The 19,372-nt window shown below is 45.2% G+C and carries 19 protein-coding genes and 1 pseudogene; 8 read left to right on the top strand and 12 right to left on the bottom strand.

What is annotated here, in order from left to right; translation table 11 throughout:
• Positions 1–35 precede the first annotated feature (35 nt).
• Positions 36–713, top strand: coding sequence for a hypothetical protein (locus NIAKO_RS12360; protein ID WP_014218761.1), 678 nt, complete (start codon positions 36–38; stop codon positions 711–713).
• A 147-nt stretch (positions 714–860) separates the two neighbouring features.
• On the opposite strand, the pseudogene NIAKO_RS39715 reads toward NIAKO_RS12360, so the two are convergent.
• A pseudogene (locus NIAKO_RS39715) lies at positions 861–926 on the bottom strand (hypothetical protein); the annotation flags it as partial.
• Between the two features lie 28 nt (positions 927–954).
• Here NIAKO_RS39715 and NIAKO_RS38480 point away from each other — a divergent pair.
• Genes NIAKO_RS38480 through NIAKO_RS12345 form a run of 3 tightly spaced genes read left to right on the top strand, consistent with a single transcriptional unit; the run spans position 955 to position 2,333 of the window.
• Entirely contained in the window at positions 955–1,119 is a 165-nt protein-coding gene (locus tag NIAKO_RS38480) for a hypothetical protein (RefSeq protein WP_014218759.1), read from the top strand.
• Positions 1,120–1,149: 30 nt separating this feature from the next.
• Entirely contained in the window at positions 1,150–1,356 is a 207-nt protein-coding gene (locus NIAKO_RS12350; RefSeq protein WP_014218758.1) for a hypothetical protein, read from the top strand.
• A 26-nt stretch (positions 1,357–1,382) separates the two neighbouring features.
• The gene (locus tag NIAKO_RS12345; RefSeq protein WP_014218757.1) at positions 1,383–2,333 is read left to right on the top strand and encodes an MBL fold metallo-hydrolase; all 951 of its coding nucleotides are present in this window, start codon (positions 1,383–1,385) and stop codon (positions 2,331–2,333) included.
• A 347-nt stretch (positions 2,334–2,680) separates the two neighbouring features.
• On the opposite strand, the gene NIAKO_RS12335 is transcribed toward NIAKO_RS12345, so the two are convergent.
• The 3 genes from NIAKO_RS12335 to NIAKO_RS12325 all read right to left on the bottom strand — a co-directional run bounded on the left by NIAKO_RS12335 (position 2,681) and on the right by NIAKO_RS12325 (position 6,221).
• Entirely contained in the window at positions 2,681–3,568 is an 888-nt protein-coding gene (locus tag NIAKO_RS12335; RefSeq protein ID WP_014218755.1) for an SDR family oxidoreductase, read from the bottom strand.
• 78 nt (positions 3,569–3,646) lie between these two features.
• Positions 3,647–4,246 (bottom strand): Crp/Fnr family transcriptional regulator, encoded by a 600-nt coding sequence (locus NIAKO_RS12330; RefSeq protein ID WP_242675512.1) that lies wholly within the window; start codon positions 4,244–4,246, stop codon positions 3,647–3,649.
• A 103-nt stretch (positions 4,247–4,349) separates the two neighbouring features.
• Positions 4,350–6,221: a transketolase gene (locus NIAKO_RS12325; RefSeq protein WP_041348500.1), complete on the bottom strand. Its 1,872-nt coding sequence runs from the start codon at positions 6,219–6,221 to the stop codon at positions 4,350–4,352.
• Positions 6,222–6,372: 151 nt separating this feature from the next.
• Between NIAKO_RS12325 and NIAKO_RS12320 the strand changes: the two genes are divergently transcribed.
• Positions 6,373–7,095: an SDR family oxidoreductase gene (locus NIAKO_RS12320; RefSeq protein ID WP_014218752.1), complete on the top strand. Its 723-nt coding sequence runs from the start codon at positions 6,373–6,375 to the stop codon at positions 7,093–7,095.
• Between the two features lie 92 nt (positions 7,096–7,187).
• On the opposite strand, the gene NIAKO_RS12315 is transcribed toward NIAKO_RS12320, so the two are convergent.
• Complete coding sequence (locus tag NIAKO_RS12315) at positions 7,188–7,514, bottom strand: RNA polymerase sigma factor (protein ID WP_014218751.1); 327 nt, start codon at positions 7,512–7,514, stop codon at positions 7,188–7,190.
• A 170-nt stretch (positions 7,515–7,684) separates the two neighbouring features.
• Here NIAKO_RS12315 and NIAKO_RS12310 point away from each other — a divergent pair, with 170 nt between their 5' ends.
• Positions 7,685–7,978, top strand: a complete 294-nt coding sequence (locus tag NIAKO_RS12310) for a hypothetical protein (protein WP_014218750.1) — start codon at positions 7,685–7,687, stop codon at positions 7,976–7,978.
• Between the two features lie 10 nt (positions 7,979–7,988).
• Here the strand turns inward: NIAKO_RS12310 and NIAKO_RS12305 are convergent, their stop codons facing one another.
• From NIAKO_RS12305 to NIAKO_RS12280, 6 genes are all read right to left on the bottom strand, one after another.
• Complete coding sequence (locus tag NIAKO_RS12305; protein WP_133055350.1) at positions 7,989–8,411, bottom strand: hypothetical protein; 423 nt, start codon at positions 8,409–8,411, stop codon at positions 7,989–7,991.
• 109 nt (positions 8,412–8,520) lie between these two features.
• On the bottom strand, positions 8,521–9,141 hold the full coding sequence (locus NIAKO_RS12300; protein WP_014218748.1) for a porin family protein: 621 nt from the start codon (positions 9,139–9,141) through the stop codon (positions 8,521–8,523).
• A 179-nt stretch (positions 9,142–9,320) separates the two neighbouring features.
• Complete coding sequence (locus NIAKO_RS12295; protein ID WP_014218747.1) at positions 9,321–10,502, bottom strand: PAS domain-containing protein; 1,182 nt, start codon at positions 10,500–10,502, stop codon at positions 9,321–9,323.
• 124 nt (positions 10,503–10,626) lie between these two features.
• Positions 10,627–11,298, bottom strand: a complete 672-nt coding sequence (locus tag NIAKO_RS12290; protein ID WP_014218746.1) for a hypothetical protein — start codon at positions 11,296–11,298, stop codon at positions 10,627–10,629.
• Between the two features lie 78 nt (positions 11,299–11,376).
• Positions 11,377–12,006 (bottom strand): hypothetical protein, encoded by a 630-nt coding sequence (locus tag NIAKO_RS12285; RefSeq protein WP_014218745.1) that lies wholly within the window; start codon positions 12,004–12,006, stop codon positions 11,377–11,379.
• A gap of 62 nt (positions 12,007–12,068) precedes the next feature.
• Entirely contained in the window at positions 12,069–13,019 is a 951-nt protein-coding gene (locus NIAKO_RS12280) for a helix-turn-helix transcriptional regulator (protein WP_014218744.1), read from the bottom strand.
• Positions 13,020–13,195: 176 nt separating this feature from the next.
• On the opposite strand from NIAKO_RS12280, the gene NIAKO_RS12275 reads away from it, so the two are divergent.
• A complete protein-coding gene (locus NIAKO_RS12275; RefSeq protein WP_014218743.1) occupies positions 13,196–14,620 on the top strand; it encodes an amidohydrolase family protein in 1,425 nt (474 codons plus the stop codon).
• Between the two features lie 168 nt (positions 14,621–14,788).
• The gene (locus NIAKO_RS12270) at positions 14,789–17,707 is read left to right on the top strand and encodes a reprolysin-like metallopeptidase (RefSeq protein WP_014218742.1); all 2,919 of its coding nucleotides are present in this window, start codon (positions 14,789–14,791) and stop codon (positions 17,705–17,707) included.
• Positions 17,708–17,854: 147 nt separating this feature from the next.
• On the opposite strand, the gene NIAKO_RS36650 is transcribed toward NIAKO_RS12270, so the two are convergent.
• A complete protein-coding gene (locus tag NIAKO_RS36650; protein WP_014218741.1) occupies positions 17,855–19,333 on the bottom strand; it encodes a T9SS type B sorting domain-containing protein in 1,479 nt (492 codons plus the stop codon).
• Positions 19,334–19,372: the final 39 nt, after the last annotated feature.

Raw genomic sequence — 19,372 nt, 5'->3', positions numbered from 1 at the left:
AATGGATATCGGGATCTTAACCCCAAACCTTAAATATGAGAACGATCATTACTATATTGCTTTTGGCGCTATCCCAAACTATCTTTTCACAAAAGCCGGACTACGAGTTGTATAAAACGGGGGGCAGCTTACGAAACGGAAGGATTGTTTTATACAAGGACAGTACCTGGTGCCTGGAACATGGTGGTGAATCCTCCTCTTATTTTTCCTTTGGGAAATGGACTCAAAAACAAAACACCCTTACATGTACACCCGTCAACTCCACCACATTCAACCCAATTTCAAAAATAGACACGTTCGCAACAAATGACAGCTTATTAACCGTTAGTATTTTCGACAAAAAAGGAAATAATATTACCTGGCAGGTAACAGTTATCCAGCACCTGAAAAACAACCACCGCATCAACATGCCCCTTGATAGTGCCAATACAAAACGAACCTGTATTAAGGAAACCAACAGCACGATCGTGCTGGGGTCATTACAGAAAATGCTAAAACTAAAGACCCAGATCAATACCGGCAACGCGACGCTCATTAAGATCTACCTGAACACACCGGAAAACTGGCTTTTCGGCCCAGGTTCCAAATGGGACTTTGACTCTCACACTTTTAAGTTGATAAAAGATAAAAACAGATTAACGTCAACAGATCCTTATGATTTTGGTTGGGATACGGATAGGCCTACAGTCTTTATAAAACAGAAAAACAATTAATGCAACTAATACATACTATAGAGATCGCTCCCTATGATTTTGCCGACGGTAAATATGAAATGCCCCGGCCCGGCAGCACCGCGCAATCCTGCTCATAAAATCAGCCTTATAATTAGAGCCAATCGGCACCTGCACTTTTCCAATTTCTAACGTATTGCCATACACCGAATCGATGGCAGCCAATGCAACCGTGTAGGATTTATGTACCCGCATAAAATCCTGCGGCGGCAACAATTCATCCATGGGTTATACTTTCCGTTCCAATAATGGTAATATTCAACTATGGGGTGACCATTACACTGACAGCCGTCAGTTTGTAATTGCATTGACCTACAAGTTTGGCAAAACCGCCATCCAGAACAACAAGCCCGGCAATGATGATATGAAAGGAAGATTGAATCTTTAAAGCAGTGTGTAATAAGCAGGCAAAATTCGTTTGACTGACTGCGTAATAATTTTTATTTTAGGATATGCCTTCTACCTGAAAGGAAAAGGCGATGGAAATTTTGCCGAAGCCATCACGTTTCAAACCGGTAGTAATCCCTGGAAAAGCTACGACAGCTGGCCACCCCGGCAGGCCAAACAAAAGGACCTGTATTCGGCCAATGCCCCTTCACATATTCAGTTGCCGGTAATGGAGTGATTATGATTTATTGTTAGCTTTACCCCATGAAGCCAGTTTTTGTTACCCTTGCATTTGCCTGTTTACTTTTTTGCAATCATTCATTCTCTCAATCATCCTTTAAGATTATTCCGCTTGGCGTAAAAGGCGGAATTGACGAAAGTAATTTATCGGCCTACATGATAGCGCCAACCGGCAGCGATGCCTGGGTTTGCCTGGATGCAGGTACTATACATTATGGGATTGAAAAAGCCATTCAGGCGAAATTGTTAAAAGGTACTTCGGCGGAGGTGTTGAAGAAAGATATAAAAGGCTACCTGATCTCACATGCACACCTCGATCACCTGGCAGGTTTGATCATCAACTCACCCGATGACAGCACCAAGGCCATCTACGGGCTTGATTATTGTTTGGAAGTACTGAAGGATAAATACTTTTCCTGGAAGAGTTGGGCCAACTTTGCCAATGAAGGCGAGAAACCGGCATTGGGTAAATATCATTATACCACACTTACCCCCGGCAGCGAAACGCCGCTGCAAAATACCGAGATGCAGGTAACGGCTTTTTCACTCAGCCATTCCGCGCCCTATCAAAGCACCGCGTTCCTGGTTCGGCATAATGAATCGTACATATTGTACCTGGGTGATACCGGCGCCGATTCAGTAGAACATTCCGATAAAATGCACCAGCTCTGGCAACAGGTAGCGCCCTTGTTAAAAGCTAAAAAATTAAAAGCGTTGTTTATTGAAGTGTCTTTCGCCAATGAACAATCGGATAAACAATTGTTCGGTCATCTTACCCCACATTGGTTAATGAGCGAATTACAAGACCTGGCAGCACTTTCCGGCGCCGATGCATTAAATAATTTCCCGGTAGTTATTACGCACATTAAACCCGGCGGTAATCGCGAACAAATGATCCATGTGCAATTAAAGGCAAACAATCCGCTACATGTAAAGCTGGTTTTCCCGGAGCAGGGTAAATTGTTGAGTTTTTAAAGATTTCTCATGGGAAATTTCCTTTTCTTTAAAAGAATGAGTCATTTCTTTACAAGGATGCGTCTTTTCTCATGAGAAATTACCTTTATCACCAATTTATAACAGTATATGCCTTATTTATTCTCGTACGGCACCTTACAGCTGGAACAAGTTCAAATAGAGACATTTGGAAGAAGACTAAAAGGGGAGATAAAAACCAAGTAGCTGATTATAAAATAATTGAAACCAAGTTTCAGTCGGGGAGGAAGGGGTTTATTTATGTGAAGAAGTGAGTAGTGAGTGGGTTCCCGATTAATCGAAGGTCTGAATAATGGCGAGCTCACTCACTACTGACTACTCACTACTGACTAAAAATAAATTCCCGGCACCAACTCCTCAATCAATCCGGGATGAACCGGTTTCCAACCTAATGTAGCCTGGGTTTGTTCACTCGAAGCCGGACAACCAATTGATGCAAAATATTTAAACCAACCGAAATGGGCTTCGGCATCTGCACCCTCTTTACTCACCACCGGCACCTGTAATGCTTTACCAATTGCAGCGGTAATTTGTTTAAAGGGAATACCTTGCTCACCAACAGCATGATATACTTTTTGGGCAGGCTGCTTTTCAATGATCAACCGGTATAAAACAGCAGCATCTAACCGGTGAACGGCAGGCCATTGATTATTGCCTTCGCCAATATAAGCAGCGGCGCCCTTTTCTTTGGCAATGCCAATAAGAACAGGTACAAACCCATGATCTCCGGCTGCATGTACAGAGGGTGGGAGACGAACAATGTAAGAATTTACACCCTGCTCCGCAACAGCATAAGCTGCTTCTTCAGAAGCCGCTCTGGGGATCACATCTGAACCAGGCGCCTTGTCGTTTTCATTTACCTCGCGGCCATAGTTTAACAACCCCACGCCGGAGGTTACCACCAATGGTTTATTGGTGCCGGCTAATGCAGCGCCCAATGCCATGATCACCTGGCGGTCGGTTTCGCAATTGTCTTTAAATTTGGTAAAATCGTGGTTGAAGGCAGTATGAATAACTGCATCGCATTGTGATGCGCCTTTTTTCAGACTGTCCAGGTCATAGATATCGCCGCGAAAAGGTTCTGCGCCTGCCTGTTTTACCGCTTCAGCGCCACTGTCGCTCCGCACCATCCCCAACACCTGGTGACCGGCCTGCAGGAGTTCTTTAACAACGGCGGAGCCTACAAAACCGGAAGCTCCTGTAACAAATACTCGCATAATTAATTGACTTGATTTTATGGTACAAAATTCAGCCAACCAATCCGCGAAAACGTGGTCATTTGACCATAATTTAAATTAACGGCGTACCTGTGCGTGGCGGATGCGGGTAAGTGTTTTCAGTGAAATGCCTAAATAAGCGGCTATCATGTGTAAGGGAAGACGGGCCAGCAGATCGGGATTGGTTTTTACAAAATCTTCGTATTTCTCTTCAGGTGTGGCACTCAATGAGGCAAAAAGCCGTTTGCGATTGCTGAAATTACTGCGGATCACCAACTGTTCCGACAATACATTCAGTTCCGGAATATCTTTTAACAGGCGATCAAAATCGGGTTTGGTCCATAGCAGCAATTCGCTATGTTCAACAGCGGCTATGGTGAATTGGGAAGGTGTTTGCTGGTGATAGCTTTCAGCATCTACCGCCCATCCGTTTTCAAGGGCGAAGTGCAAAATGTGCTCGCTGCCATCTGCTGCTGTACCATATATGCGCAGCAACCCTTTTACGATAACCGTTTTATGCCGGCATACCTGGCCCTGTTGCAACAGCGTTTCATTCCGTTGTAATGAAACAGGTATTGCTGCCGAAACGATCTGTTCAATTTCAGCATCGGTCAGGCTGGTGTGGCTGCGTAAATAGGTTTCAAATGCGGCGGTCATATTGCTTTCAAAAGTAAGCAATATGCCTTTATTTTTTTACTGTTTTTGTGGTGAACTTCCACTTGCTGTCGATGGTTCGCGATTATTCGGGCTTCATAACATTCGGGAACCCACTCACTACTCACTAAGCATGGCTATGCACCTGTTCCATTGACCGCACCAATTCCTTTACTTTCGCGGCAATACTAGCTGCATCGATGCCTGCGTCTTTCAATAATTCTTCCTGTTTACCCGATTGGGAGATGTGTGTCACTGCCATCTTTTCTACATACACCCCTTCGGCGCTAACGGCTGCGGAAATAAAATCACCCAAACCGCCATGCGAAAAATGATCTTCCACCGAAATAATGCATTTGTAATGCGTGGTGTGGAGGCAATCCTGCAAGGTTTCCCTGTCAATCGGACTGATCGAATAACAATCCACTACGCGGATGTTGATGTCTTCCTGCTTCAACATGTCAGCAGCCTGCAGTGCTTCGTACACCGTAATACCGGTAGCGGCAACGGTAAGCATATCATCATCTGACTTCCGGACTATTTTAGAACCGCCGATCTTAAATTCTTCGCCAGGTTTATATAACAGTTTTGTTTTCGGTCGCAGCGTGCGCATATACACCATACCGTTGTGTTTTACCATTTGAGGTACCAGGCTGGCCGTTGAAACAGCTTCGCATGGCTGCAGCACTACCACATCGGGCAGGGCGCCAAAGAAAGCAATATCTTCCAACGCCATTTGCGAAGGGCCGTCTTCCCCGATAGAAACGCCTACGTGCGATCCCACCAATTTTATATTGGCTTCAGAAATACGGGCCATCCTGATCTGGTCGGCAGCACGCATAAAGAAAGCGCCAAAAGTGGCAACTACCGGGATCTTCCCAATTCTTGATAACCCCGCGCCTACGGATACCATGTTCTGTTCTGCAATAAAACATTCTACAAAACGCTCAGGCGTTACCTTCAATGCGTCTTCGGTAAAAGTGGAATTCTTTACATCGGCATCCAGCACATACATGTTAGGTGTATGCTGGGTGATCTGCGCCAACACTTCGCCAAATACTTCGCGGGTCGCATAGGATTTGGCGTTATCAAAATCCATTTTAATGTCGGTATTTATTTTTACTTCGGCAGAAGGGACCGTGGTAGTGGCTGGTTTCCGCAATTCAAACCGGGCGTTGTCGTTGATGGGTCCCAATTCATCCAGCGCTTTTTTCAGCTCGTCTTCTTTTAACGCCTTACCATGCCAGCCTTCTTTATTTTCAATAAAAGAAACGCCTTTGCCTTTTTCGGTTCTGGCAATAATGGCCACCGGTTGCAGGCCTGCATGGCTATGAGCCTGTTCCAGGGCCTGGTCTATCTGATCGAAATTATGACCATCGATATTAAATACCCGGAAATTAAAAGCCCGGAACCGCTGTTCGTATTCATTCATGTGATGACCAAACATGGTTTCGCCGCTTTGTGCCAGGCGGTTGATATCTAAAATAACCACCAGGTTATTCAATTTGTGATACGATGCAAAATTGGCAGCCTCCCATACCTGGCCTTCCGCCAGTTCTCCATCACCGCACAACACATACGTGGTAAAAGGCAGGTTTTCTCTTTTGGCTGCAATGGCCAAACCGGCCCCAACGGAAAGTCCCTGTCCTAACGAACCCGTTGCAGCTTCGGCATATTTGTATTTAGGCACCGGGTGGCCTTCAAACCTGCTGTTAAGTTTTCGTAATGTTTTTAATTCGTTGAGATCATAAGCGTTGCTCATGCCAAACAGGGCATACAGCAGGGGAGCAGCGTGCCCCTTGGACAATACAAACCGGTCGTTGTAAATGTTCAACGGGTTTGTAACATCGTAAGTAAAATATTTATCAAATAACACCGTGGCGATATCCGCAGCCGATAAACAAGAGGTTGGGTGTCCCGATCCTGCAGCAGTTGTTGACACCAGACACCATTTGCGCAATAATTTTGCCTTTTCTTCCCAGGCGCTTGTATTTTTCATATAAATGATATTCAAATGATAAATAAGGTAAGCGCACAATTAAGGTGCCATCCTTTGTTAACAGGAATTGTAGAAATTATTAGCCACTCCCATTTTAAATAGTTGGCCAACCGCTCATTATAGGTAATTTTACTGCCCAAACTTTACAACAATGAAACTAACGAACAACAAAATTTTGATCACCGGCGGGGGAAGCGGCATAGGCCTGGGACTAACGGAAAGATTTGTAAAAGAAGGCAACACGGTCATTGTTTGCGGCAGAAGGGAAACGGCCTTACAGGAAGTGGCCGATAAATTTCCCGGCGTTATAACCCAGGTATGCGACCTGGCCATCGAGGCCGACCGCATTAATTTGTTCAACTGGGTGGCAGCCAACCATCCCGATCTGAATGTGTTGGTTAACAATGCAGGTATCCAAAACTGGATGAATATAACGAACGACGATTTTTACGACCGCACCCAAAGCGAAATTGACATCAACATCACAGCGCCCATTCACCTTACCAAACTCTTTTTGAAACTGAAATCACTGACTACGGTCATGAATGTTACCTCAGGGTTGGCGTTTGTTCCATTGTCAAAAGTGCCGGTTTATAGTGCCACCAAAGCATTTATGCGTTCGTTCACCTTATCGCTCCGGCACCAGTTAAAAGACACCAATGTTGAAGTAATAGAGATCATTCCACCGGCCCTGAATACCGATCTGGGCGGCAAAGGCATTCACGACGGACATCCAGCGGTAAGCGAATTCATTGAATCTATATTTCAACAAATGAAAGAAGGAAAAAATGAATTGTCATTTGGTTTCAGCGAAGGAAGGGTGAATGCGAATAACGAGGGCATTGCGGAAATGTTTGCCAGGATGAATCCTTAAGTCAGTAGTGAGTAGTCTGTAGTGAGTTAGCTCGCGATTGTTTAGACGTCTGAGCAACTAGGAACCCACTCACCACTGACCATCCTACAACTTCATAAACTGCCTGTTCCTTCTCTTTTCTGCAACACATACCGCTGGTACTTTTGCGCATGTTTATGCCGCCGCAAACCATCTATGCATCGATGGTACACACTGCCATACAGGTAGGCCTTCAGACTGGTGGTTACTTCCCATTGCCGACGTTTTTCCCAAATACGGCAAAAAACGGTTTGCACCACTTCTTCGGCCTGGGCTTCGTTTTGCAATACAGAAAAGGCATAGGCCTGCAGTTTACCATACCAGGCGGTAAACAAAGCGTCAAAGGCGGTTTCATCACCAGCCCTGATCTGTTCTATTACCAGGAGATCGCTGTTTTCCAATTTTTCGGATTGATGTGCCCTAAATTAAGGGCTTTATTATAAGACGCGCGGAGAAGAAGATACCCTATCCCTTTTTTATCAGGATTCATCACTTCAATTATGGATTTAAAACATCCCGGTTATGGTGCTCTGGTAAAAAGAGCCTACCTTTTATATTAAAATAAAACACCATGATTATTGTACACGACATTTTTATTTGCAAACCCGGCAATGCGTCCAAACTGGCGAAACTGTTCAAAGAAGTGATGGCCGATAATAAGGAGTTTGTCAATATCCTCACTGATATGACGGGTCAGTTTAACCGGGTAATAATGGTAAGCCAGTACAACGACCTTTCCGCTTATGAAAAAAGCTGGGAAGACTATATGAAGGATGAAGAAAAGATGAAAAAAATGAAGGAGAAAATGGCCAACTATACCGACATGTATCTGACCGGATCGAGAGAGATCTATAAGGTGTGGTAAGCTCCCGGCCTTAGTGGATCTCCATTATCTTTCCATTCACATATTTAAACTTTCTGGTCTGTATAAACTTGTTATACGGAGGGGCGCATTCATACTCCTTTCCAAAAATTATCTGATCGCGAATATGGTCCAGGTAATAACAAAATTTAAATTCCGGAAAGGCGCCCACCACCTTCATTCCGGTTCCTGTATTTAAATAGATGGCTGATCCGGACCCAATATGGAGATTTCCTCCATCCTGCGGGTACATAATAAAAGAGATAATGCAATCCTCCTTACCATCCCCATTTATATCGCCTGAGACAGGACCGGAAGGATCAACAATAGCCTCATGCCTTTTTTCAATAACAGGTTTGTATTTGTTAAACAGCTTTAGTGATTCATCCTTAGGGGAGAATTTTTGTTGGGCCAGCACCATAACAGGCATTGCCATAATAACCACGAAGGATAGCCTTACAACAAAAAACATTTTTTGCAGAAAGATAATAAAAGCCCTGTACAATTCAAGGCCTTTATTAAGTACGGTTAGTTAAAATATTCGTTTAATGCTTACTCAATACATAAAACAAACCGAGCTGGGCTACGCTGTTATAGGTTGAATACGCATTCGATTTTAATACACTCATCAGGCTGCGGTTATAACGCAGGTCTACGCCCAGGCCAAAGGGAAACTGGTAGCCCAAACCTGCTGTTCCCGAAAAATCGAATGACCTATATAAGTCTTTCTCATCAACCTTTCCATCCGGAGTTTTTGAATGAGCACTAATAAGCCAACCTGCCTGTAAACCGGCTTCAATAAAACAGCCACAGGTTGTTTTAAATTTAACCAATACAGGAAGATTGAGATAACTCATCCGGTTAGGGATTTTTATATAGTGGCCGTCAGTAAAAGATCCTGAAACAGGGTCCCAGCTATTACTGGTATAATACCATTGCTTTTCACCCTGGGCGGAGTAATATAATTCTGCCTGTAAACTGAATGATTTATTTAACGGAAGAGCACCGAAAACGCCGGCATTAAAGCCGACTTTATCACTGGTATAGGTATACGTACCAAGCATTGCCGTTATATTACCGCCCGCTTTTACACCATACGAAATCTGGGCTTTTACTGTGGAAACTAAAAATGTGCTGGCTACGAGAATGCAAATGTACCTTTTCATTGTTAGGGGTTTGAGAACGAAATAATGTTTAACAATTGCTGATTCTCCCCCGGCCTTCTGATCTTACTGGTTTATATCACAATGTTACAACAATTGCATTACTCATGCACTACCCAAAAACGTTAAATATTCGTTTCAGGTAGTCATTCACAACAAACGTCCACCTATCATCGCTGTACTCAGCGTGGAGGCGAGTCACCGCCGGTATGTTGTTCCAACAACTCCCGGATAAGCGCTTTCATGCGCTCGGTAGATTGCATGATGTAGTTAAAATACTTTTCCGATTCAGGATCGGACCGGTCTTTATATTTTTGTTGCAGCAGTCTTACAAAACCAGCGGTGGTATTAAGCGGTTCCTGCAGATCATGGGAAGCGAAATAAGAGAACTGTTCCTGTTCGGCCGCCTTTTGCGCCAGTTGCTTTGTTTGCATTTTTACCTGCGCTTCCAGTTCTTCATTAAATTCCCGTAATTGTTTTTCCAGTTTACGGCCCTCCGTAATATCACGGCCAACCGCAAAAATATTCCGGAACCTGCCTTTTTCATCGCGGTACAACGCAGCATTGAATAACAACTCTACCGGTTCCTCATTTTCGGGAGTAATCACCAACCGGTAATTAACCACTTTACCATCGGTTAAAGCTAGCCGGCAGAAGATCTCTGCCAACACAGGACTATTAAAATGAACAGCAAAGCTGGACCCTTTTAACTCATCGGCAGCAATACCGGTTATTTTTTCGCAGGCCAGGTTAACATCTTTGATCCTGCCGTGCTCGTCAATGGTAAAGAACGGATCGATGCTCGATTGAAGCAACCGGTGGGTATAATCCAGCACTTCTTTATAATTAAGCGCTTTTCTTTTGATGAAAAAATTACAGGCCAGGAACACCGTTAAACAGGCGAAAAAATTCATTACGGCAATTCCCGACCATGGCTGCCGGATGATGCCGGCGAACTGAAGGCCCGTTGCAATGCCACAACCAATAATCAGCGCCCCGATCCAGTAGATGCTTTTGCCCGGTTCGGTCAAATAAAAAACAAATGGCAAAAAGGCAAATGGCCATAAAAAACCGGTATCGTCCCAACCACCCGAAGCAAACATCCCGATCACCACAACAGTGCCAATGGTCATGATGAATTCGGTTCGATCGTACTCTTTGCTGCGTTTCAGCAACACGTAATTGGTTATAACCCCTAACAAGGCAAGGAAATGCAATACAGCCAAAAAAACATTGGAAGCCACGAAATAATAAAGAAAGCTAAAAGAGCCGCAATACGCAATCGCAATAACCGTATAGGCATTTAAAATTGCGGCGCCCGACAGTGTAGCGGGTTTATGTATAGTAGGGATTTGCTGCTGCATAATCAGTCATTGTCTTTAAACCGGCCTGCAAGAAAGACCGGTAACCCTACTAATCGAACCTTAATCGGAGCCAGAAACGGGATTAAGATACGGTTTTATGGCAAGAGCGCAAAATAGGGAGTTATCACTTTTCAACCGGCCGGGGAGTAAAATTCAAGGCGGCTAATTTTGTTACTTTTTTTAACTCTGCAGAAGCCGCTTTTGTTACCGGTAGTTCGGTGCCGGCAACATTGGCAATACACTTAATATTTGCCAGGGAAAGATAATCGGGATGGTAGATCTCCGAAATAGTGGCATAAGGAAAAGATTTTCCCTCTTTCCGGATATAAAAAACATAGATCCAGATGGACAATTTTGAAGGGGGAATATTTCCCATTAACGCGTATAACTTTTTATAGTCTGCAGATGGCGCCAGCTCGCCCAGGAAGATATTTTTCTTCTCGATAATCCACCCATGTGACTTAAACACGTTTCCGATAGACCCACCGGCTACAATTAATTGGTGTTCTTTTGCGAAGGAACTATCGATGGTTTCAGGATAATCCACCACCGCCAGGGTGCGGGTTATTTTTTTGCCATCATACAGGTTGGATACCCGTAGCTGCGCCGTGTTGTACAACACATCTATACCGTAGCTGCCAAACTTTTTCTCTATCCTTTCACTATTTAATAATTTAGCCGACAGGGTAGAGTCACAGGGAGTAACAGTTGTTTGAACACTGCTTTGTGCTTCACATATTGCAGCAGATAATAATATTGACAGTGTCAGCACAAGCAGGAACGACTTTCTTTTCATAATCAGGTTTTCTGGTGGCAAATATATCAAAGGCTGCGCCAGAAAGGCCGGATAACATACTTAAAGAAAGGTAGCAAATTAGGTTTGTGAGGAAACCACAGGGTACCGAACCCACATTTTCCATTGCCTGAGCGAAAAGATATGCAGCGTATACGCCAGCGGCACCAGCAAACCGGGCAGGTAAATAAAAGGAAAAGTGGTTATCAGGGAACTGTCGGGCCCGTTGTGAAAGGCACGCAGCGGGGAGGGCAGGGATAAAGCTGAAACCGCAATAATGTTCACCAGCAACAAAAGACCGGCAATATTATACAATAACGCTATCACTGGCGGCCAGGTCTTCTTTACAAAACAATAATAACCTACAGGGAAGGCAAACAAACCGGTGAGGATGTCGAAATTACGCCCCTCAAAACTCATTTGTTCAGGCAATGATCCATTACGCACGAGGAGCCATAAGCCAACTTCCACCAGGATGCGGAATGACTGCAGGTAAATCAGCCATTGGGGCTGCACCTGCGATAAAAACTGTTTGCCTGCGCGGGAACGGGTAAAGAAAAGCACTACCGGCAAAGGCGTCAAAAGCGCCAGCGTAATGCGGGGTGGTACGCGGGAGAAATCGCTGAAAAAACCCCGGGCCGACAAAATACCAAGCAGCACCAACCAGGCGGTAAGCCCAATAGCCGTATTGCGAATTAATGTTCTTGACATAACAAATCATTTGAGAGCCCAAAGTTCCGTAGGATGCGCCGTTTACCCCATAACCAAAATTGCTATTTTGAGTCGAGCCGGTATTGGGTAGGGTAGAGTCCCGTTTTCTGGTAAAACAGCCGGCTGAATGACTGGCTGTTATCAAAACCCAACAGAGTTGACAGCTCTGCTATTGACATCCCGGAATCAGTAAGTAAAACCCTGGCTTTCTCCATGCGAAGCTGCTGCATGTATTGATAGGGCGACAAGCCATAAGCCGAACGGAACAACCGCAAAAAATGATATTTTGACAGGCAGGCTTCAGCAGCCAGCTGGTCAAGATTTACCTCACCACAAAAACCCGAACGCAATACATCCATAGCCCGGGAAAGGCGTTTGTACAATTCAACCCGCGTGGCTTTGCGAACAGGCGGCAGTTTGTTTACAATCTGGCCTATATGTTGGTGTTGCAGTAAATGATAACTCAACAGGGCGGTGAGCTGTTCCTCGAACCGGAGTTTGTTAAAGCCTGTTTCTTTATGTGAAGTCAGGATTGATTTGATTAGGGAATTGAAAGTTGCATCCCGGCGGTGCAGTTGGTTAAAGAATAAAACCGGCGACAATTGCCTTTGTGTGCCGGCATCCAGGATCTTATCTGCCGGTGTTACCAGGGAGTTCAGTACCGATTCGCTGAAGAATTCTCCGAAATGGATGTTAAACGTTTCCGTATCGCCTGCATGTTCCTCCACCTGCAGGGTATATAATTGCGAGCGGTTACTTACAAAATAGTTGTCTTCATCAATGCAGGTGGTTTGCCGCTCCACACTGCACAAACTATTACCCCGTAGATTCAGAAAAAAAGAAAAAGGCCCCTTGATCTCAGGACGATAACATTCCCGGACTTTCGTATGAATGATCACACTGGGAAAACCTTCGCTATCGAGCGGCAGATTGCCCCAGCCCAGCCGGTTGTTAAACCCCTGGGCTATCTGGCTTTTTAACCAGGTAAGATCGGGAAATTCGTGGAAGATCATTGGCAGTAAGGTACAACAAAATTAAGGCTCTGGCAACAGGCCCTGGGCTCTTCACACCTCGATGATTTCCGGGGTTTGGCCGCATATTCCAGCTGCGAAAATTAATATGCATACCGCCATCATTGGTTGGCCTGAACTTTGCTAATTTCGCCAACCAGCTATAATTATCTGAACATATGGTTAAAAGTACATTCGTTTTCTTTACAGGCCTTATTATTTCTTTATCTGTTTATGCAAATGATTCCACCCTGCTTACCGCACAGGAAATTTCACTCGACAAAAAACTAAGCAACTTAAAAAATGAGCTGCTGGCAAAAGCCAGTCAGAATAAACTCTCGATCTATAGCAGTTCATTTACCCAGCTCAGACCGTTTATTGAGTCGTCTGAACTATATAAGTTATTTCAATCAATGCCCAAGGGCGGGGTGCTGCATTTACACAACGGCGGTATGGCCAATCCCAAATGGTTAATCAACGCAGCAGCTAAATACAATAATTGTTACATATATATTGGAAAAGACAACAGCAATTACATTTATGGTCAGTTAGTTGTTTTTGCGAAAGGCCCGGCGCCGAAAGATTTTTTGTCATTGCAGCAATACCTGAAGTTTGATAAAAATGCCGCAGGCAGTTTATTAAAACTGCTTACGTTGAACAGAAGTGACCTGACCGATTATATGGATACCTGGGTTGAATTTGAAAAACGTTTTAAACGGGTTGGGATGTTAGTGGCCTACCGTCCTTTCTTTAAAGAATATTACCGCGAGGCTTTTAATGAGCTGGTTAAAGACCAGGTGCAGCATGTGGAGATCAGATATGGTTTTGGTAAACTGTTTGATGAAAAGAACGGGAATTACCCGGCAGATACGGCCATCGCTGATCTAAAGCAACTGGTTGCCGAAATACAAAACACACAGCCTGCCTTTACTTTAAAATTGATTTATAGCAGCTTTAAGTTTTTAGATACAACGGCTGTTTCAGAAAAACTAAAAGCGGCTTTTGAACTAAAGAAAAAATATCCTGAATTGATTACTGGTTTTGACCTGGTGGCCGACGAAGCAACCAATCATACTGTTGGCTATTACAATCCTGTATGGAATTCGATCGGCGCCCTGGAAAAACAATATGGCATTACCATGCCTTTATATTTACACGCAGGAGAGAGCAGCAGCACGTCCAATACCAACCTGGCGGAGGTGCCTTTTCAATACAACAAGCGTATAGGGCATGGCCTGAACCTGGTATATTTCCCCGACATTATGCAACGGGTAAAAACAGCCGATAACCTGGTAGAAGTAAGCCCCATCAGTAATCAGGAGTTAAATTATGTAAGTGACCTGAGAAATCACCCCGCAAGAGTATTACTGGCCAATGGGGTAGCTTGCTCTATTAATAGTGATGATCCGGGTGTTTATGGTTATGACGGGCTGAGTTATGATTTTTGGGTAGCCTTTATGGCCTGGGATCTGGACGTAGCCAGGCTAAAAAAACTGATTACCAACTCAATTGTATATTCTTCCTTATCTGAAGAAGAGAAAAAAACTGCGTTGACACATCTCAGTAAAGCGTGGAACAAATTTGTAGATAGCGAATACCTGTAAAATCACTGTCTGTAACGGTTATAGTTTATAACTTTCCTTAACCCATTCATGGTGTGTGGGTATTGATGCGTAATAGTGGGTATTGTGGACAAGTACCAATGAAAATCGGAAAAATTCCGTTAAATTTATCATGGTACCCATTATTTACCATTAAATCAAAATCTACACATGAGAAAGTTCTTACTCTTCGCAACAGTAATGTTGTGCGGTACAACATTGCTTGCCCAGGATTACTGGAAGCCACACACCGATGCTGCCAGGATCAATACCGACAAAGCCATCGCCCGGCTTGCTTTTCCAACCAACTTCCAGTTATTTGATCTGAATTTTACGCCTTTACGGAATCAAGCCTTCAAAGTTGCAGGCAATGCAGCCACCCGTTCAACCATTATCTCGCTGCCTAACGCCGACGGACAAATTGAACAGTTTGAAATTACCGAAGCTTCCAATTTCGAGCCTGCTTTACAGGCCAGGTTTCCTGAAATAAGGGCGTTCTCCGGAAGAGGTATTACCGACAGATCTGCTACCCTGAAGCTGAGCCTGTCACCACAGGGCTTGCAGGCTATGGTTTTCCGTACGGAAAAGGAAACCGAATTTGTAGAACCTTATTCTGCCGACCACACGGTTTACACCGTATTTAAAAAACAACCAAAAACATTACCATGGAAGTGCTCTACACCTGAATCAAGACTGGCCAATGACTTAAGCAGCCAGGTAAACGCCTCACCTGCAAGGTCAACCGGCGACATGAAAACAATGCGGCTGGCCCAATCGGTTACTGCCGAATACTCCAATTATTTTGGAGCTACCAGCGCCTCACAGGTATCATTGGTGCTGGCAGCGGTGAACGCCACGCTTACCCGTTGCAATGGAGTGTACGAAAAAGACCTGGCCATTCACCTGAACCTGATTTCCGCAACCACCAATGTGTTTTATTACAATGCATCTACCGATCCCTATTCAGATGCCAGCACAGGGGCAGGTGGCGCCTGGAACGGTGAATTACAAAGTACGCTGACCTCCGTGATCGGCGCCGCTAATTATGATATCGGCCACCTGTTTGGTGCATCCGGTGGCGGCGGTAATGCCGGTTGCATTGGTTGCATTTGTGTTGACAACTCAAAAGGAAGCGGTTTTACTTCGCCTGCCGATGGCATTCCGCAGGGCGACAATTTCGACATCGATTATGTGGTGCATGAAGTAGGGCACCAGTTAGGCGCCAACCATACCTTCTCCATGAGCAATGAAGGCACCGGTGTTAATGTGGAACCGGGTTCAGGTATAACTATTATGGGTTATGCCGGTATTACCAGCCAGGATGTGGCGCCACACTCTATCGACATTTATCACGCCGCTTCCATTGCACAGATCCAGTCAAATCTTTCCGGCAAAACCTGTCCTGTTACAACCAGTATTTCCGGCACCAATGCCACCCCGGTTGCCAATGCCGGCAGTAACTACACCATCCCAATCAGCACCCCGTTTGCCTTGACCGGTTCAGCTACAGATGCCAATGCCGGTGACGTGCTTACGTATTGCTGGGAACAAAACGACAATGCATCTTCCTCGCAAACAGGCGCCAGCAGTGTGGCCAGCGCTACCAAAGCATCGGGCCCCAACTGGATCTCCTTTGCACCCAGTACTTCACCTGTAAGGTATTTTCCCCAAATGGCCACTATCCTTGCCGGAGGTTTGGTATCGGGTCCATTAACAGGAGGCGATGCAGGCGCCAACACCGAAGCATTGAGTTCGGTATCAAGAACCCTGCACTTCCGGTTAACGGTAAGGGACAACGCCCCTTATAGTTCTACTGCGCCGGTAAGTATTGGCCAAACCAACTTTGCCGACATGACAGTAACCGTTACCAATTCATCAGGGCCTTTTTCGGTAACCTCGCCCAATACAGCGGTATCATGGGCCGGTGGTTCATCACAAACCATTACCTGGAATGTGGCCAGCACCACGGCAGCACCGGTTAGCTGCGCCAATGTAAAGATCTCCCTCTCTACCGACGGCGGCACTACATTCAGCACCCTGGTAGCCAGCACGGCTAATGACGGAAGTGAAGTGGTAACCATTCCCAACACACCAACTACCACCGCCAGGATAAAAGTAGAAGCCATAGGAAATATCTTCTTTGATATATCCAATACCAATTTCACCATTGGTTCCGGTTCAAGCTGCAGTTCACCCGCAGGTTTAACTGCTTCTGCTGTTACCAATACTTCGGCCACCATAGCCTGGACAGCCGTAAGCGGGGCCACTTCATATGATGTGGATTACAAAGCCAATTCATCATCAACCTGGATCAACGCGGCAACCGCAACAACAGCTACTTCTGTTAATTTAACAGGCCTTACCTTAGGTACGCTGTACGATTACCGGGTAAGAACCAATTGCGCCAGTGGCAGCAGTGCATATACCACTGCACAGTTTACTACAACCGGCAGCACAACCTGTGCAAGCCCGCTGGATAATTCAACCAATGGCACCACTTCCGGCGCCGCCACCATTCCATTCAACACGAATGTTACCGGCCTTATAAGCCCAAGCGGGGATATTGATAATTATAAATTCGTGATCACTACCGGCGGCACCATCACCATTACGCTGGGCACCCTGCCAGGCGATTATGACCTCAAACTGTTGAACAGTTCCGGTACCCAGCTCGCTATTTCGCAGGCAGGCGGCACCACCAGTGAAAGCATCAGCAGAACTATGACTGCAGGCACTTATTATGCGCAGGTATATGGTTACAACGGAGCCAACAGCGCCAGCACCTGTTATACCTTAAAAGTACAATTAGGTACAGCCAGCAGGATGGCCACTGATGTTATTACCAGCAACGTGCAGAAAGTGCAGGTATTCCCCAACCCGGCTACCAATATCGTGAACCTGAACCTCACCGGTTTCACCGGCAAATCGGATGTAAGTCTGTTCGACGTGAATGGCCGCGTGGTGTTAACCCGTTTGGTAAGCACCGTAAACTCGCAGTTTGATATTTCTGCATTGCCAAAAGGTATTTACATGATGAGAATTAAGAATGGAGACAAAGAAGTGAATATGACGAAGATTATTAAGCAATAGATTAATAAAGGACCTTATACAGAAAAGCCTTCCCATAAACCGGGAGGGCTTTTTTATATTAAGAATTTTACGTTTCTTTCGGCTTTGGCCCTCAACAACCGACAAATGACAAAAACTGAATACAATAAATAAGTCTTTATTATAATTTCATTTCACCAGCATTACTATCCCTTTAAACACCCGTTTCCCATTGCTGACGTTCAGGAGATACACATAGCCTCCATTAGGCTGATCGATGCCATTGAACTGCCCGTTCCAGGGAGTATAGTTATTTTGAATATGATAGATTAACTGCCCATAGCGGTTGAAAATACTCAATTCAAAAACCGGTATGGCGTATAAAGCAGGAATGCGCCAGGTATCGTTGATGCCATCTCTATTAGGGGTAAAGGCATTGGGGATATAAATATCATCACGATAAACAAATACATGCACCGTATCGCTCAGCTTTCCGCAAACGGAATCGGCGTTACCGGCAATGGATAAAACATAATCGATATCAGCCGGCGGACTTACCCTGGGAGTGAGTGAATTGATATTCGTCATATTGGTAGAGGGCGACCAGCTGAATGTACCGGAACCACCCTTTATCGATCCATCCAGTTGCGTGCTTTCTCCCAGTAAAATACTTTTATCGGGCCCCGCATCAACTATCAGCCCCGGTGTAATGGTTACCGTTAATACCCGCGACATAGTTCTGCATTGCGTGAGGTTACCTGTTTCTATCGCGCTCAACCGGTATTGATAGGTGCCCACCGGCTTTGTTGTAAAATCCTGCGACAGCGTAGAGCCTGTGGCGCCCGGTACATCCTGCCAGCCACTGTTATTGATATTCTGTTGCCATTGTAGGGCCGGATTGGTGAGCCCCGCCAGTACATTGCCATTGAAGGTAACTGTCTGAGATTTATCGGAACAAAAGGAAACACTGTCACCGGGTGAACCGGAAATATTCGCCATAACGGTAGGCCCGCAGGGACGGAACGTAATATCATCCAGCGCAAGATCGTTGCCACAGCCACCGGTAGCATTGTTTACAATACGCAACACCACATCCGAAACGCCCGCACCCGATGGGGTAACAAAATAAAAACCTACCTGTTGCCAGGTGGGGGTGGGAGTGGATGGAATATCACCAGTAGAATAGGTTTGTAAAACGGTGCCATCCAGCTTTTCGATGGTGAAGGTTAAATTGGGTTGAATGCCACCGCCGCATGCACCTGGCACCAGCAGATTGGCCATCCATACCGCAAATTCAAAAGTGGTGTTGCTGCAAAGACCACGCACCGTATCCAAATAAAATGCACTTGGTTGTATGGAGGCATTCACCACCATAAAATAACCGTTTGGGTTACCCGTATGATCGGAATTGAGCGTGTGCCAGGTATTACCAAAGCAATTGACCGTATTGTTACGAATGGTATATAACCCATCAGACGGACAATCAGTAGATGTATATTGATAAGTAGTGGTGGCAGCGGAGAAGGGTGGGCCCGGGTTGGGACCACTGCCAAATGTAATATTTACAATGGGATCGCCTAAACTTCCCTGGCAAATTTGTGCATGGCCAAGGTTGGCCACCAGCACAAAAGCAGTAGCAATAATTAAGGTACGGATAACCGACTTCATAGGCGTGATTCAATGGTAAAGCCACTAAATCAATTTAAA

It is taken from the genome of Niastella koreensis GR20-10 (genome assembly GCF_000246855.1).
GTDB lineage: Bacteria > Bacteroidota > Bacteroidia > Chitinophagales > Chitinophagaceae > Niastella > Niastella koreensis.
This window is presented reverse-complemented; position numbering and strand designations above follow the sequence as displayed.